14 protein-coding genes are annotated in these 14951 nt (G+C 57.9%); 5 read left to right on the plus strand and 9 right to left on the minus strand.

Annotated elements, in window-relative coordinates:
* Both BUB54_RS15965 and BUB54_RS15970 read left to right on the plus strand, forming a co-directional pair.
* Positions 1-321, plus strand: a 321-nt coding sequence (locus tag BUB54_RS15965; RefSeq protein ID WP_217652523.1) for a transposase, incomplete at its 5' end; no start/stop codon positions are given.
* 253 nt (positions 322-574) lie between these two features.
* A complete protein-coding gene (locus BUB54_RS15970) occupies positions 575-1423 on the plus strand; it encodes an oxidoreductase (protein ID WP_048879736.1) in 849 nt (282 codons plus the stop codon).
* On the opposite strand, the gene BUB54_RS15975 is transcribed toward BUB54_RS15970, so the two are convergent.
* Genes BUB54_RS15975 through BUB54_RS15995 form a run of 5 tightly spaced genes read right to left on the minus strand, consistent with a single transcriptional unit; the run spans position 1408 to position 6811 of the window.
* Positions 1408-2592: an acetate/propionate family kinase gene (locus BUB54_RS15975; RefSeq protein ID WP_048879737.1), complete on the minus strand. Its 1185-nt coding sequence runs from the start codon at positions 2590-2592 to the stop codon at positions 1408-1410. The two genes, BUB54_RS15970 and BUB54_RS15975, sit on opposite strands and share 16 nt — an antisense overlap.
* Positions 2585-3976, minus strand: a complete 1392-nt coding sequence (locus BUB54_RS15980; protein WP_048879738.1) for a bifunctional enoyl-CoA hydratase/phosphate acetyltransferase — start codon at positions 3974-3976, stop codon at positions 2585-2587. Before BUB54_RS15980 ends, BUB54_RS15975 begins: the two co-directional genes overlap by 8 nt.
* A 12-nt stretch (positions 3977-3988) precedes the next feature.
* Entirely contained in the window at positions 3989-5701 is a 1713-nt protein-coding gene (locus BUB54_RS15985) for a PHA/PHB synthase family protein (RefSeq protein WP_048879739.1), read from the minus strand.
* A gap of 37 nt (positions 5702-5738) precedes the next feature.
* Positions 5739-6524 carry an enoyl-ACP reductase FabI gene (gene fabI, locus BUB54_RS15990; RefSeq protein WP_048879740.1) on the minus strand — a complete coding sequence of 262 codons (786 nt, stop codon included), beginning with the start codon at positions 6522-6524 and terminating at the stop codon, positions 5739-5741.
* Positions 6521-6811, minus strand: coding sequence for a hypothetical protein (locus BUB54_RS15995; RefSeq protein ID WP_048879741.1), 291 nt, complete (start codon positions 6809-6811; stop codon positions 6521-6523). The genes fabI and BUB54_RS15995 overlap by 4 nt, the downstream gene beginning before the upstream one ends.
* Positions 6812-7066: 255 nt before the next feature.
* Here BUB54_RS15995 and BUB54_RS16000 point away from each other — a divergent pair, with 255 nt between their 5' ends.
* Positions 7067-9091 carry a putative bifunctional diguanylate cyclase/phosphodiesterase gene (locus tag BUB54_RS16000; protein WP_082075732.1) on the plus strand — a complete coding sequence of 675 codons (2025 nt, stop codon included), beginning with the start codon at positions 7067-7069 and terminating at the stop codon, positions 9089-9091.
* A 69-nt stretch (positions 9092-9160) separates the two neighbouring features.
* Here the strand turns inward: BUB54_RS16000 and BUB54_RS16005 are convergent, their stop codons facing one another.
* From BUB54_RS16005 to BUB54_RS16020, 4 genes are all read right to left on the minus strand, one after another.
* Positions 9161-9739, minus strand: a complete 579-nt coding sequence (locus tag BUB54_RS16005; protein WP_048879742.1) for an acetate uptake transporter — start codon at positions 9737-9739, stop codon at positions 9161-9163.
* A gap of 219 nt (positions 9740-9958) precedes the next feature.
* Positions 9959-10732, minus strand: coding sequence for an SDR family oxidoreductase (locus BUB54_RS16010; protein WP_048879743.1), 774 nt, complete (start codon positions 10730-10732; stop codon positions 9959-9961).
* On the minus strand, positions 10732-11946 hold the full coding sequence (gene hemA, locus BUB54_RS16015) for a 5-aminolevulinate synthase (protein WP_048879744.1): 1215 nt from the start codon (positions 11944-11946) through the stop codon (positions 10732-10734). The genes BUB54_RS16010 and hemA overlap by 1 nt, the downstream gene beginning before the upstream one ends.
* A 109-nt stretch (positions 11947-12055) precedes the next feature.
* Entirely contained in the window at positions 12056-12487 is a 432-nt protein-coding gene (locus tag BUB54_RS16020; protein WP_048879745.1) for a CBS domain-containing protein, read from the minus strand.
* Positions 12488-12694: 207 nt separating this feature from the next.
* Here BUB54_RS16020 and BUB54_RS16025 point away from each other — a divergent pair, with 207 nt between their 5' ends.
* Both BUB54_RS16025 and feoB read left to right on the plus strand, forming a co-directional pair.
* Complete coding sequence (locus tag BUB54_RS16025) at positions 12695-13003, plus strand: FeoA family protein (RefSeq protein ID WP_241869427.1); 309 nt, start codon at positions 12695-12697, stop codon at positions 13001-13003.
* Between the two features lie 10 nt (positions 13004-13013).
* Positions 13014-14930: a ferrous iron transporter B gene (feoB, locus tag BUB54_RS16030; protein WP_048879747.1), complete on the plus strand. Its 1917-nt coding sequence runs from the start codon at positions 13014-13016 to the stop codon at positions 14928-14930.
* Positions 14931-14951 lie beyond the last annotated feature (21 nt).

Below are 14951 nucleotides of genomic sequence, written 5' to 3' on the forward strand. Positions count from 1 at the left end.
CTCATCATGGCTCAGCGGGGCAAAGACTGGATCGCCCCCATGCTGTTCGACACAAGCTGCACCCACCTGACCGTGACCGCATGGATCAAGGAAATGTTGCTGCCGGCACTCAGGCCGGAAAGCTTGGTGATCATGGATAATGCGCCTTTCCACAACAAGCCCAAAATAGCCGAAATTCTCGACCAACACGGGCACAAGCTATTGCCGTTGCCCAGATACTCACCAGACTTCAATCCAATCGAGCAGGCTTTCGCGATCCTCAAACGGCAACGGAGCTTCTCAGGAAAATCCCTCGATGAATTAATAACGTCACACTCTTAATGGAAATTACTATAATTACGGCGTCGGTGCCGTTGGGCCGGTTTTTGCGGCAGCCGCGCACGATTAGCGCGTTGGACCGCGTGGCCGGGACGGTTTTTATTTTATTTGGGATAAAGCTGGCTTTTTCAAAAGCGTGAAATGAGGAAGGAGAAAATTTCAGTCTCCCCCTGATAAAAGGAAAATAGTGGCTTACATATCGCTCACCCCGGCCGGGTGTTGGCTGGGTAACGATTTTATTCCCGGAGTTGAATTGATGAGTAAAACGAATCATCCTGTTTGGCTGATTACCGGATGTTCCACGGGGTTTGGCAGGGAATTGGCCCTGCGGATCGTGCAACGCGGCTGGAAGCTGGTGGTGACGGCGCGTAATTTGGAGCAGGTCAGCGAAATTGCTGAAATGGACAAGGAAAATGTGCTGGCCTTGACGCTGGATGTGACCAAGCCTGCGCAGATTGATGCGGCGGTGAAGGCGGCGATGGAAAAATTCGGGCGGATTGACGTGCTCGTGAATAATGCGGGCTATGGCTATCAAAGTTCGATCGAGGAAGGCGATGAAGCCGAGATCCGCGCGCAATTCGATACGAATGTGTTTGGATTATTCGCGCTGACGCGGGCGGTGCTTCCGGTGATGCGGGCGCAGAAGAGCGGGCATATTCTAAATATTACTTCTATGGCCGGGCTGATCGGCTTTCCAGGGTCGGGCTATTATGCCGCGTCGAAACATGCGGTGGAGGGGTGGTCTGATACGTTGCGGGCCGAGGTGGGACCGCTTGGGATTCAGGTGACTTGCGTGGAGCCTGGGCCGTTCCGGACGGATTGGGCTGGACGCTCCTTGAAACAGACGCCGAGCAAGATTGCCGATTACGCGGAAACCGTCGGGGCGCGGCTGGCGGGCACCAAGGCGCGCAGCGGAAACCAAGCGGGGGACCCTGTGCGGGCCAGCGATATTATGATCGAACTGACGCAGAAGCCCCAGGCGCCGCGCCATATTGTGCTGGGCGCATGGGGATTTGATGAGGTGACGCGGATGCTTCAGGTCCGACTGGAAGAGATCAGCGGCCAGAAGGACCTTTCTCTCAGCGCGGATTATCCGACGGGCTGAGCGATTAAAGCGCGTGTGTGGGTAGCGATCATCAATTCTTCATCAGTGGGGATGACGCGGACCTCCACCGTGCTATCTGGTTCGCTGATGGCGGCCTCGTTGGCCTGATTGGCCTCGGAGCAGAGCTTGATGCCGAGCCAGGCGAGTTTGCTGCAGATGGCCGTGCGGATGGCGGGAGCGTGTTCGCCAATGCCAGCGGTGAAGATCAGACCGTCCAGCCCGCCTAGCGCGGTGACGAGGCCCGCCGCTTGTTTGGCGGCTTGGTAAGCGAAAAGGTCCAGGGCTTGCCGGGCGGGCTCTGAGCCGTCCTCCAGAAGGGTGCGGACATCGGCGGAGATGCCGGAGACGCCGAGCAGACCTGATTTTTTATAGAGCAGGGTGGTGAGGTCGTCGGCATTCATGCCATGGGACTGCATGAAATAGAGTAGCACCCCGGCATCTATAGTGCCGGAGCGGGTGCCCATGACCAGACCATCCAGGGCAGTGAAGCCCATTGTGGAGTCTATGGATTTTCCGTTTTTGACCGCGCACATGCTGGCGCCGTTGCCAAGATGCGCGATAATGACACGGCTTTTGGCGAGATTAGGAGCCAAGGTGGGCAGGCGGGAGGTAATGTATTCATAAGACAGGCCGTGAAAGCCGTAGCGGCGGACACCTTCATCGTGAAATGAACGCGGGATGGCGAAGCGTGTCGCGATCTCGGGCATGGTGTGGTGGAAGGATGTGTCGAAACAGCCTACTTGTTTTAAAGAGGGACGGAGTTTGAATAAAGCCTGTACGGCGGCGCAATTATGAGGCTCATGCAAGGGGGCGAGATGGCTGAGGCGGGCAATGTCCGCGAGATGTGATTCATCCAGAAAAAGCGGTTTGGTAAAAGTGCTGCCGCCATGCACGATGCGGTGGCCGGCGGCGATGAGGCTGTCATTGCCCAGATGGGCTTCTACCCAAGCCAGAACTTCGCCCAGCAGATCCTCATGATTCAAGGGGGCATGGTTGGGCCAGCGCTTTTCAAGCGCCACCTGATCGCCGGTTTTGATGAGCAGATGCGGTGCGGCGCCGATATTTTCAGCCATACCCTCGGCCGCGCAGACGAGGCTGCTTTGCAGCTCGAATAGCGCGAATTTGATGCTGGAGGAGCCTGCGTTGATGGTGAGGATCGCGTCAGCCATGGGCACCGGCCATCATCACGGCAATGGCGCAGGAGGCGAGGCGGGCGCGGTCGTTATCCGCGCGGCTGGTGAGGATGATGGGCACCGAGGCGCCGAGCACGATGCCTGCCGCGTCCGCATTAGCCAGAAAAGTAAGCTGCTTGGCTAGCATATTACCGGATTCAATGTCCGGCACGACCAGAATGTCCGCCTGACCGGCGACGGGGGAAATGATGTGTTTTTGCGCGGCGGCGGTAGCGCTGATGGCGTTGTCGAAGGCCAGGGGGCCGTCGAGAATGGCGCTGTTGATCTGGCCACGATCCGCCATTTTGCACAGGGCGGCGGCGTCCAGCGTGGCCTGCATGGCGGGGTTCACGGTTTCCACCGCGGCGAGGATAGCCACACGCGGTGTTTCAATGCCCAGAGAGTGGGCGAGGCTGATGGCGTTGAGGACGATGCTGTGTTTATCTTCAAGATCCGGCTGGATGTTGATGGCGGCATCGGTAATCAGAAGCGGTTTGGGGTAGGATGGCACATCCATGACATAAACATGGCTGAGCCGATTGCCGGTGCGCAGGCCGGTACCGGGCTGGACGACTTCGTGCAGCAACTCATCAGTGTGCAGAGCGCCTTTCATCAGTGCTTTGGCGATGCCTTCATGAGCCAGGGCGACGGCGCGTTTGGCGGCGGCCGAGCTGGAGGCGGCTTCCTCTATACGGAAGGCGGAAATGTCCAGCTTATATTCGGCAGCCTTGGCGGTGATAAGGGATGTGGGGCCCACCAGGATGGGTGTGATGAGGCCGCGCGCGGCGGCCTCTGTCACGGCGAGGAGGGAGGTTTCGTCACACGGATAGGCGATGGCGGTGGGCAGAGGCGTGTCTGACGTGGCCTTGGTGAGCAGGTTACGCAGGAATTCATGCCGCAGCAGACGGACTTCCGGCAGGGCGATGGCGGGGCGGCTGATTTTCTCGGTTGGGGCCTGCACGGTGGCGGTACCGCTCAGCACGTCCTTGCCGTCTTGATTGAAGCAATGACAGTCTAGAATGACGCGGTGTTTTTCGGGGATCAACTCGGTGACGATGACTTTTGCGGTGATGGTGTCACCGGGGCTGACAGGGGCGTGGAATCTCAGCTCCTGCCCGAGATAGATGGTACCGGGGCCGGGGAGTTTGGTGCCCAGCACGGCGGAGATTAGCCCGGCGGTGAGTACGCCCTGCGCGATGATGTGATGGAAAAGATCTGACGCGGCATAGTCTTTATCCAAATGAGCGGGGTTTACGTCGCCGGAAATATAGGAAAATAGCGCGATGTCATCGCTGCTTATGGTTTTGGAAAGGCTTGCGGAATCGCCCAGGGCGATTTCAGCGAAAATGCGATTCTCCAGGATTTCGGTATTGATGTCCATGGCTCGGTTCCTTCAGCGCTGGAAGATATAGGTGCCGGGCGCGTGGCCAAGAGGCTTGTAGCCCGCTTTGGGAGCACCGGTTTGCGGCGGGTTAATGGGTGTACCGGAATGGTTAGCAAGCCAGGCCGCCCAGTCCGGCCACCAGGAGCCTTCCTCGCAATTTGCCTGGGATTGCCATTCATCCGGGGGGATGGAGAGGTCGCCGGGTTTGTGCTCCAGCTTGCGGAAATGGCGGTGGGGGTGGCCCGGCTCACTGACCACGCCCGCATTATGCCCCCCGGACGTGAGGACGAAGGTGATGTCTCCGCTATTGAGCTGCTGGAGCTTATAGACCGAGCGCCATGGGGCGATGTGGTCGGTTTCCGTGCCGATGACGAACAAGGGGACATGGATGTCAGCCAGGGAGATTTTGCGTCCGTCTGACTCGAACCGGCCTTCCGCGAGGTCGTTATTGAGGAAGAGCTTGCGCAGATATTCCGAATGCATGCGGTAGGGCATGCGGGTGGCGTCCATGTTCCAGGACATCAGGTCGTTCGGGTGGTCTTCCTCACCCAGATAATAGCGGCGGATCATTTGCGACCAGACGAGGTCGTTGGCGCGGAGCATCTGGAAGGCACCTGCCATTTGCTGGGCGTCGAGATAGCCTTGAGACCACATGGCGTCGTCGAGGAAGTGGAGTTGCGCATCTGTGATGAACAGCTGCAATTCACCAGCCTCGGTAAAATCCGTCTGGGCGGCGAGCAGAGTGACGGTGGCGAGGCGCTCATCATGATCTCGCGCCATGGTGGCGGCAGTGATGGAAAGTAGCGTGCCGCCGAGGCAATAGCCGGTGGCGTGGATTTTTTTATCCGCGCCACAGATGGCGGTGATGGCATCCAGTGCTGCCATGGTGCCGAGGCGGCGGTAATCATCTAGTGAGACATCGCGCATGGAGGCGTCCGGGTTACGCCAGGAAATGCAGAAAACCGTGAAGCCTTGGCTGACCAGATAGTTCACCATCGAATTGTGCGGTGAAAGATCTAGGATGTAATATTTCATGATCCAGGCGGGCACGATGAGAATAGGCTCGGGCCGGACGGACTCCGTGGCGGGAGCGTATTGGATGAGCTCCAGCAGGTCGTTACGGAACACCACCTGGCCGGGTGTGATGGCGACATCCTTGCCCGGCTTCATAGGCAAAGGCTGGGTCTTGGTGTTACTGGCGCTGCGCAGATCCGCGACGAGATTGCGCACACCTTGGCGCAGGCTTTCACCCGAGGTGGCTTGGGCCTTGGCAAGAACCTCGGGGTTGCAGCCGGGGAAGTTGGAGGGGGCGACGACATCCAGCATCTGGCGGGCGGTGAAATTCACGATCCGTTCATTCTTGCCGGAGACGCCTGCAGTGTCTTTGGTGGCAGTGTCCCAGAAGCGTTCCGCCCGCAGGAATGCCTGCACAGCAAAAGCGGCGGGGCCTTGCTGCCAGCCGGGGTCTTTGAAGCGATGGTCCTGAGGTTCTGGGTTTAACGGCTTAAAGGGAAACCCCAGGGCCTGACGGGATAGTTCTGTCCAGTCCTGGGCGGCCTGGCGGGCGAGTTTCATTTGCTGGCCTGGCTGGTCGGCGATATGTAACGCCCAATCTGTCCAGGCGATGGCTAGGGCCGCCATGGAAAGCCCGCCCGTCAGCCGGGCCTGGGCAGCGTGCAACGCGCGGTCCAAAGTGTTGCACTGCTCTGTCTGGTCTGACATTCAGAACCCTCTTGTGATCTTTGGTTTGGATGGCGGGCTATGCGCCCAGCAAATGTTCACCGCCATCAATCGGGATGATGGTGCCGGTGAGCATACGCGCGGCGTCACTGACAAGAAAGGCGGCCAAATCACCGCAGTCTTCAATCTTTACCAACTCTTTTTCCGGTGCTTCGCGCGCGGCCGTATCCAGAAGATCTGAAAAATGCTCGATCCCGCTGGCGGCCCGGGTAGCAATGGGGCCGGGAGAGATGGCGTTGACCCGGATTTTTTTTGGTCCCAGCTCAACGGCGGTGTAACGCACGCAGCTTTCCAGCGCCGCTTTCACGGGACCCATGATGCCGTAATGCGGAATGACACGCTCAGAGCCGATATAGGTCATGGCAAGCAAAGTACCGCCCGCCACCATTAAAGGTTCCGCGAGCTTCGCTGTGCGCAGGAAGGAATGGCAAGAAACATCCATGGCGGTGGCGAAGCCTTGGGCGGAGCAATCCACCACCCGGCTGTGCAGATCCGCCGCCGGGGCAAAGGCGATGGAGTGCAGGACGAAATCCAGCTTACCCCAGCGTTGGGTTATGGCCTCAAAAACAGCTTCAAGCTGGCCTTCGGCCTGAACGTCACAGGGCATTAAAATGTCACAGGGCAAGGCGTCCGTGATGGTGGTGACAAACGGCCGCGCTTTCTCGTTAAGATAGGTCGCGGTCAACACGGCGCCAGCCTGGGCGAAAGCCCTAGCACAACCTGCCGCGATACTGTGTTCATTGGCAATACCGATGACAAGTCCGCGCTTGCCAGCAAGGCTTCCCGGCAAGGTGGAGATACTCATTGGGCCGATACGTCCGGCCGGTGAGCCGCTTTGCTGGGCCGCTCGCCAACATTATTGTGATCTTGCGTATCCTTGATGACGGGAAGGGCCCATAGCACGGCGAGCAAGGCAGCGTTGGCACGCATAACCGTTTGATTATAGGTGATCTGCGCTTGAGAAATGGTGTGCACCGTTTCCGCGAGTTGGCTGAGAACCTTGCCGGATGGAATGAATCTCTTTTGCGCCGCTTGCCAGTTTTCGAAAAAGCTATTGAAGCCAGCAAGATCCACGACTTGCTTTTCGCTCATGACACAAACCTCTTAATGATCAGCTTTCCGAGAGTTTGGCAGCGGCCGTACAAAAATGACATTGACCTTCATCAAATACGCTGAATCTTAAACTGATCTTCATATTTTTTAGGCGTTGTTTACGCTGAATGAACGGTAAATTATTGGAAAAAAAGATGATTCTAGGGAAGAAATGAAATTAGCGTTTTTTAAACATTTCGCACGCTACTAGAAATGGGTTAATCGACTTCTTCCTTCTGTCTATAGGAAAATGCTGTGCAAAAAGAGCAGACGGCTGAGACTGCCCCAGCCGTGGCATGGCGTGTAATGCGCTGGATACGTGACTTGTTCGCTCTGCCGGAGGAAGATCCGGGGCTTGCATCGACACAGTTGATGGCTTTGGCGCAAAGGGTGCCAACACTTTATTGTGTCCTGATTTTTAATGTTACCGGCTTGGCCGAGACACATTACAGACATGCGCCCATTTTACTGACCGTAGTCGCACCGGTTCTGCTGGTGGTGATGGGCACGATCCGCTTGGCGGTGTGGCTTTACCGGCGTTCGCGGCTGACCCAGAATGTGGATGCGCTTATTAAACTCCGGCAAGCGCGGCGCGGGGTGGTTCTGCTGGGGGCGAGCGCGGGGGCCTGGGCGTTTTTGCTGCTGCCTTACGGCGATGAATATACGCGGTTCCAGGTGGAGATGACGGTCTCGTTGACCGTGATGACCTGTGCCTTTTGTCTGATTACGCTGCGCAGTGCCGCCATTTTACTGAGTGTTCTGGTTGGTGTGCCGTTCACACTGATATTTTTGCACATGCCCAGCCCGGCGATGCGCCTTGCAGGGGCGAGCGCGACGCTCGTGCTGTTTGTGATGGTGCAGAATTTATTGAAGAATGCGGCGGATTTTGTAGCGCTGAGTTTGTCTGAACGGGAGTTGAAAGCTCGTCAGCAGGAGACACAGCGCCTGTTGGATGAAAATTCGAGGCTGGCAAATCTTGACCCGCTGACCAATCTACCCAACCGCCGCCGCTTTTTTTCCAGGCTGGAACATGACCTTGCCGATGCGGAAAAGAGCGGCGAGCGTTTGGCCGTGGCCCTGATGGATCTGGACCGGTTCAAAGGGGTGAATGATATTCATGGCCACGCAGCCGGAGACCGCCTCCTGATAGAGGTTGGAGACAGGCTGCGGCAGTTGGCCGAGAAAAATGTGTTTATCGCCCGACTGGGCGGGGATGAGTTTGGCGTTATTCTCACGGGCGCCAGGCTGGATGAGAGCATTGCGAAATTCTGCCAGGGAGTGAAGCAGGTTTTGGAAGGCCCATGCTTGGTAGGAGACAGGATGGCACTGATTTCATCCTCGGCCGGTGTGGCGGTTTATCCTGATGCGGCGGATACGGCAGAGATGCTTTTCGAACGGGCGGATTACGCGCTGTATCATGGCAAGCAAACCCGCAAAGGCGGTATGGTGCTATTTTCAGCCGAACATGAAACACGGATTCGGGCCGCAGCGCGGGTTGAGGAGGCGTTTCAAACGGCGGATCTTGAGGCGGAAATGTGGGTGGCGTTTCAGCCGATTGTGGATGTGAAGCGCGATCGGGTTGTGGCATTCGAGGCGTTGGCGAGATGGCAAAGCCGTGAACTAGGGCCCGTAAGCCCGGTTGTGTTTGTGCCGATTGCCGAGCGCTCGCAAATGATTGGTAAAATGACCCGCGTGCTTTTGAAAAAAGCATTGGATGCGGCGCGTCATTGGCCGAGCCATGTGAGTCTCTGTTTCAATCTTTCCGCACAGAATTTGGCTTCGCCGGATGGGATGGAGGTGATTCAGGATATGCTGCGCAATGCCGGGTTGTCGCCATGCCGGCTGGAATTTGAAGTCACGGAAACCGCTTTGTTGCATGATTTTGAACAGGCGTCAGCCTGCTTGCAGGCGTTGCGGGAGATTGGGGTGCGGATTGCCCTGGATGATTTCGGCACCGGGTTTTCCAGCTTGAGCTATGTGAACAAGCTGAAGCTGGACAAGATTAAGATTGATCGCAGCTTCGTGATTGATGTCGATGTAAGCCGGACCTCTGCGAATATTGTGAAGACGATTTTGGCGCTGTGCGAGAATTTGAATCTAGATTGCATTGTGGAGGGGGTGGAGACGCAGGCGCAGCTGAAGGTGATTACATCTTTAGGATGTCGATTGATTCAGGGGTATTTGATTTCCAAGCCGGTGGCGGGAGACAAGATCGCTGGATTGGTGCGGCGCATTGAGCAGTTGGGGGAACGCGAAGAACAGCCTTATGGGGCGGTGTGAGGCGCGTACAACAAGAACAAAAAACCCCGGCTTGGGCAAACCAAGCCGGGGGTGTGTGAGCGTTTGGGGTTATTCGGCCGGTGCAGCGTTCATGCGGGACATCGGCATACCGATGGGCAGAACTGTATGGCCGTGGGCTTCGTTGATGATCTCAGCAGCGCCCAGATAGAAAGCCAGCACTGCGGTGATGAGGCCAGCATAGCCACCCAGCGTGCCAAGGGACGGAACGCCCAGCAGGTCTGCGAAGCCAAGCAGGGCAAACGTAACCCACAGCGCCAGGAAGATCAGGAACAGGGTGCGGTTGAGGGCGAAGGTGCCGATCCACATGGCGAAGGTGAAAACACCCCAGACCAGCAGATACCAGCCAACAGCTGCGCCGGGAACGCCCTTGGCAAAGAACTCCACGAACAGAGCGAAGCTCCACCAGAACGCGCCGTAAGAGCAGAACGCAACAAAACCAAAGCTGTTGCCTTTGGCCATTTCCATGAGTCCCGCAAAAAATTGCGCCGTGCCGCCATAAGCAAACGCCATACCGAGCACCAGCGGCACGGTTGTGCCGGGGAGCCAGCCCGCATTGACCATGGAAAGAAGCCACGTGGTGAGAGCAAAGCCAAACAGCCCAAGCGGGGCGGGATTTGCAAGCTTCATTCTTCTATTCCTCCAGAAGGATGTTGTTTTTGTCTTAGGGGCCGTTTTTTCCAGCCTTTCGCGTGTAGGTTATTGCATATTTTGAAGGGCTAAGGAAGTAATTTAGTGCATGTCTCTTTTTAGGACGTTTCGTTAAACGCTTCTTTTAGAGAGACTTATGACTAATTTATGACGCTAAGATTGTGCCCGCCGGGTAATCTTCTTGCGGATTCAGAATTATCAGATGACGGGGTTTTGCACGCCATCCATCGGCAGGATGGCGCCGTTAATATAGCTTGCCAAAGGCGAGGCCAGAAACAGTACGGTGCTGGCGATTTCCTCAGGTTTGGCGAAGCGGCCCGCCCGGATGTTGGCGACGCTGTCAGTCATCGCTTCTTCCACGGTGATACCTGCGGCTTTGGCGGTGGCGCGCATGCCTTCCTGTACGCGTCCGGTTTCCGTGAGGCCCGGATTGATGCCGTTGATACGCACGCCGGATTTTGCATAGGCGGCGGCAAGCCCGACGGTGGCCAGCATTAAAGCGGCGTTGGCCGCGCCGCCCGCAATATGTACCGGCGCAGCGACTTTGCCGCCCATGCCAATAATATTGACGATGGCGCCCTGTCCGCGTGCCACCATGCGTTTAATGGCGGGGTCGAGAATATTGATAGTGGAGAAATATTTTGCGTCCATCGCCGCGCGCCAGGCAGCGGGGATTAAGTCTTCCGGAGGGGTGCGTTTGGCGGCGCCTGCGCTATTCACCAAAATATCCAGCGTTCCCAGCGCGGTTTCAACTTGATCAAGCAAAGCGGCTGCTTGGGCGGCGTCACATAAATCCGCCGTGAAGCCGGTAACGCCGGGAAGGTTGGTCAGGGCTGTGTCGATATTGGCTTGCGCGCGGGAGCAGATAGCCACGCGCGCGCCCGTCTCCAGAAACGCCTTGGCGCAGGCGAAGCCGATACCTTTTGAGCCGCCCGTGACCAGGACGGTTTTGCCGCTGAAATCGAACGGCATCAGGCGGTTTGCGTTTCGGCCGGCAGCAGGATCTGCTGGAGGGCTGTGACAAGATTGTTCATCATCTCGTCCGTATGTTTGGGACCGGGGGTGAAGCGCAGACGCTCCGTGCCGCGCGGTACGGTGGGATAATTGATGGGCGTTGCATACATGCCGAATTCGCGGATCAGGCGCATGGAGATTTCCGTGGCTTTCGCGGCGTCACCGATCATTAGCGGGACGATGTGGCTGTTGCTGTCCATGACCGGCAGACCGGCGGCGAGGAATTTGGCTTTCAGCGTTGCCGCGCGTTCAAACAGTTTGGTGCGGCGGGTGCTATCCTGTTTCAGTAGACGAATGGAGGTTAGCGCCGCCGCGACGGTGGGCGGGGGCAGTGCGGTGGTGAAAATGAACCCGGCGGCGACGGAACGTATATAGTCCAGTACCTTGAAGTCGCCGGTGATATAGCCGCCATGGCAGCCAAAGCCTTTGGCCAACGTGCCTTCAATGATGGTGATGCGGTCCGCCACGCCATCGCGCTCTGACACGCCGCCCCCATGGGGACCGTACATGCCGACAGCATGAACCTCGTCCAGATAGGTCATGGCGTTGTAGCGGTCCGCGAGGTCGCAGATTTGTTCCAGGGGAGCGATATCGCCGTCCATGGAATAGACGCTCTCGAACACGATGAGCTTTGGCGCCTCGGCGGGGGCTTCGGCGAGCAGGCGCTCAAGGTCCGCCATGTCGTTATGTTTGAAGATATGCACCGTGGCGGTTTTGCCGCCTTTGATGCCGACGATCATGGAATTATGGTTCTGCGCGTCCGAGAACACATGCCAGTCGGGCAGGGAGTTCAGAATGGCCGTGAGGGTGGCTTGGTTGGAGACATAGCCGGAGGTGAAAAGCAGCGCGGCGTCTTTGCCGTGCAGGTCGGCCAGCTCTTCCTCCAGCGCCACATGCAGCGGTGATGAGCCTGCGATGTTCCGCGTGCCGCCCGCGCCCGCGCCGTAGCGGCGGGCGGCATCGGCGGAGGCTTCGATCACCTGCGGGTCTGTGCCCATAGCTAGATAATCGTTGGTAGACCAGACGAGAATGTCCCGCGTTCTGCCTTCCATGGTGACGGAGTAATAGGGGAAGCGGTCGGTTAGCTTCTCCAGCGCCACGAACCGGCGATAACGACCCTGAGATGAGATTTCCGTCAGGGCTTCATCGCATTTGGTAAGAAATTGATGCATCTTGACCTGTGATCGCGAAATTTCGGGCAGAGAAACGCTTAGTTCCCGTGCAAGTCAATGACGCAAATCAAACAGGCAGGTTTGCGTCTTTTAGTGACAAATCTCTGTTTCAGACGCGCCCGGTGACGTAAGTGCGCAGTGTATCCACCTCGTGCTGGCTATGATCAATGCGGGCTTTGACCACGTCTCCGATGCTGACAAGCCCGGTCAGGTGGCCGTCTTCCATGATGGGGAGATGGCGGAAATGCCCGTCAGTCATCATTTCCATGGCTTGTTCCACGGTGGTCTCTGGCGTGGCGGTTTTGGGACCGCGTGTCATGAGGGCGCCAGCGGTCATGGTTAGTGTGTCCGTGGCGCGGGTGGCAAGGCTGCGGACAATGTCACGTTCGCTCAAAATGCCGATCAGCTCGGTATTTTCAACGACGAGTACGGCGCCGATGCGCTTTTCCGCGAGGATGTTGAGGACGCCGGCAATGGTCATGTCCGCCGGGACTGAGATGAAACCAGGGGGTTTGTTCTTCAGGATTGCCTTGATAAGCATTTTAGTCCTCCATTTTAAAAATTAGTATGGGTAAGGCTCCGCTCTGGTTCAAATGTTTTTTGAAACCGTACGGGAAATTCATAAGTCTGGGCCGCGAAACGGATTTTACCGCGGAAGAAGGAAGGCGGGATTTGATCCAGATCATTGTAATTGACAAAAATTCTCATTGATATTAATTCTCAATTAGATCGTGCAAGCAGGTGTCTGGTGTTACGTCAGGATTCGTTGAGTTTTCGGGGGAATAAGCCCTCCCAGGCAATGACGCTGGGCGAGGCTCGGCCTGGGTTTTCTGGCACTATTCTGGCGGTTGACGCGGCCGGGGTGGAAGGCAGCCTGCCAGCGGATGAGCTGGAGCGGCGGCTTTTGGAAATGGGGTTGATGGAAGGTGCCACGGTTGAGGTGCGCCACCAGGGCTTGATTAAGCGCGACCCGATTGCCGTGCGGATCAATGGTCAGGCCAGCTTTGCGCTGCGCCGCCGGGAAGCCGCCGCGATTTTTGTGATTTCAAACATTTAAGTGAAGTGAAATGAGCCACTGCGCTGACGCCCCGGAGCGGGCGGGTGAGGTCACGGGTGTGCAGGTTGCGCGGATTGCGCTGATCGGCAACCCGAATTGCGGCAAGACCGCTTTGTTCAACGCGTTGACCGGCAGCCGTCAGCATGTGGCGAATTATCCGGGCGTGACGGTGGAGCGCAAAGCGGGGCTATTCACCACGCCGGAAGGCCGGACGGTGCGGGTGCTGGACCTGCCGGGCACCTATTCGCTGCGCGCGCGCAGCCCGGATGAGGTGATTGCCCGCAATGTGGTTCTGGGTCGGGTGGCCAGTGAGGCGCTGCCGGAATTTCTGCTTTGTGTGGCGGATGCGACGGATCTGCGGCTTTCCTTGCGGCTGGCGCTGGAATTGCGGGCACTGGGCACGCCGATGGCGCTGGTGCTGAATATGGCGGATATCGCCCGGCATCGCGGTATTGTGATTGATGAGCAAAAGCTCGCGGCGGCGTTGGGGATGCCGGTTGTGTCCTCTGTGGCAGTGCGTAAGGCCGGGATGAAGGGGCTGCTGGCGTTTCTGGATGAAAAATTGTCCCGTCCCTTGCCTGAACCCGTGGCCGCTGCGGACTGGCAGGCGCCGGACCGGCATGGCTTGCGGGATTTGCAGCGCGAGGCGGACCGGCTAATTGCGGTCTGCGTGACATTGCCCGCCCAGACCTACAGCACCACGGCGCGGATCGATAAGGTTTTGCTGCACCCCGTGGCGGGGTTGGTGGTGCTATTCGCGATTTTGTTCGTGATGTTCCAGGCCGTTTTCACCTGGGCGCAGGCGCCGATGGATCTGATCACGGATCTGTTCGACTGGCTGGGGGTTCTGGCCGCGCAATATCTCCCGCACGGGCCGGTGTTGAGTTTTATCCGGGATGGGGTGCTGAACGGTGTGGGGTCCGTGGTGGTATTTTTGCCGCAGATTCTGATTTTGTTCTTCTTTATCCTGGTGTTGGAGGATTTTGGCTATATGGCGCGCGCCGCGTTCCTGATGGACAGGATCATGGGCGGGGCAGGGCTGCATGGGCGGGCCTTTATTCCGCTGCTCTCCAGCTTTGCCTGCGCCATTCCTGGGATTATGGCGACGCGCGTGATTGATGGACGGCGGGACAGGCTGGCGACTATTCTGGTGGCCCCGCTGATGACGTGCTCGGCGCGGATTCCGGTTTATACGCTGATTATCGGGGCGTTTATCCCGGATAAAGACGTGTTCTGGGGCGTGCAGTTGCAGGGGCTGGTGATGTTCGGGCTGTATGCGCTGGGCATTGTGGCGGCGCTGGGGGTGTCGTTCATCATGAAGCGGCTGATTTGGCGTAAGGCGCAGCATGACCCGTTTTTGTTGCAACTGCCGGATTACAAGCTGCCGAGCCCGCGCAGTGTCGGGATTGGGCTGTATCAACGGGGCAAGGCGTTTTTGCACCGGGCCGGGACGACGATTTTCTCGATGATGATCGTGATCTGGGCGCTTTGCTCCTTACCTTTGCCGCCGAAGGACACGGTGCGCCCCGCGATTGATTACAGCGCTGCGGCGTGGATTGGCCATGCGCTCGCGCCGGTTTTCGCGCCGATCGGGTTTAACTGGCAGATTAATGTGGCGCTGATTCCCGGCATGGCGGCGCGCGAGGTGGCGGTGGCGGCGCTGGGGACGGTGTATTCCATCTCGGCCTCCGCGGATGATCCGGGGCATTTGGGCGGGGTGCTGGCGGCGCATTGGAGCATCGCGACGGCGCTGGCGTTGCTGGCTTGGTATGTGTTCTCGCCACAATGCGCCTCGACGCTGGCGACCATCCGCCGGGAGACGGGCGGCTGGCGCTGGGCGGCCTTAGTGTTTGTTTACATGCTGGTGCTGGCCTATGGGTCCGCGTTTATCACATATCAGGCGGCTTGTGCGTTTGGGCTGGGCTGAACATGAAAAAACCGCACCAGG

This window comes from Acidocella aminolytica 101 = DSM 11237, from assembly GCF_900129125.1.
Taxonomy (GTDB): domain Bacteria; phylum Pseudomonadota; class Alphaproteobacteria; order Acetobacterales; family Acetobacteraceae; genus Acidocella; species Acidocella aminolytica.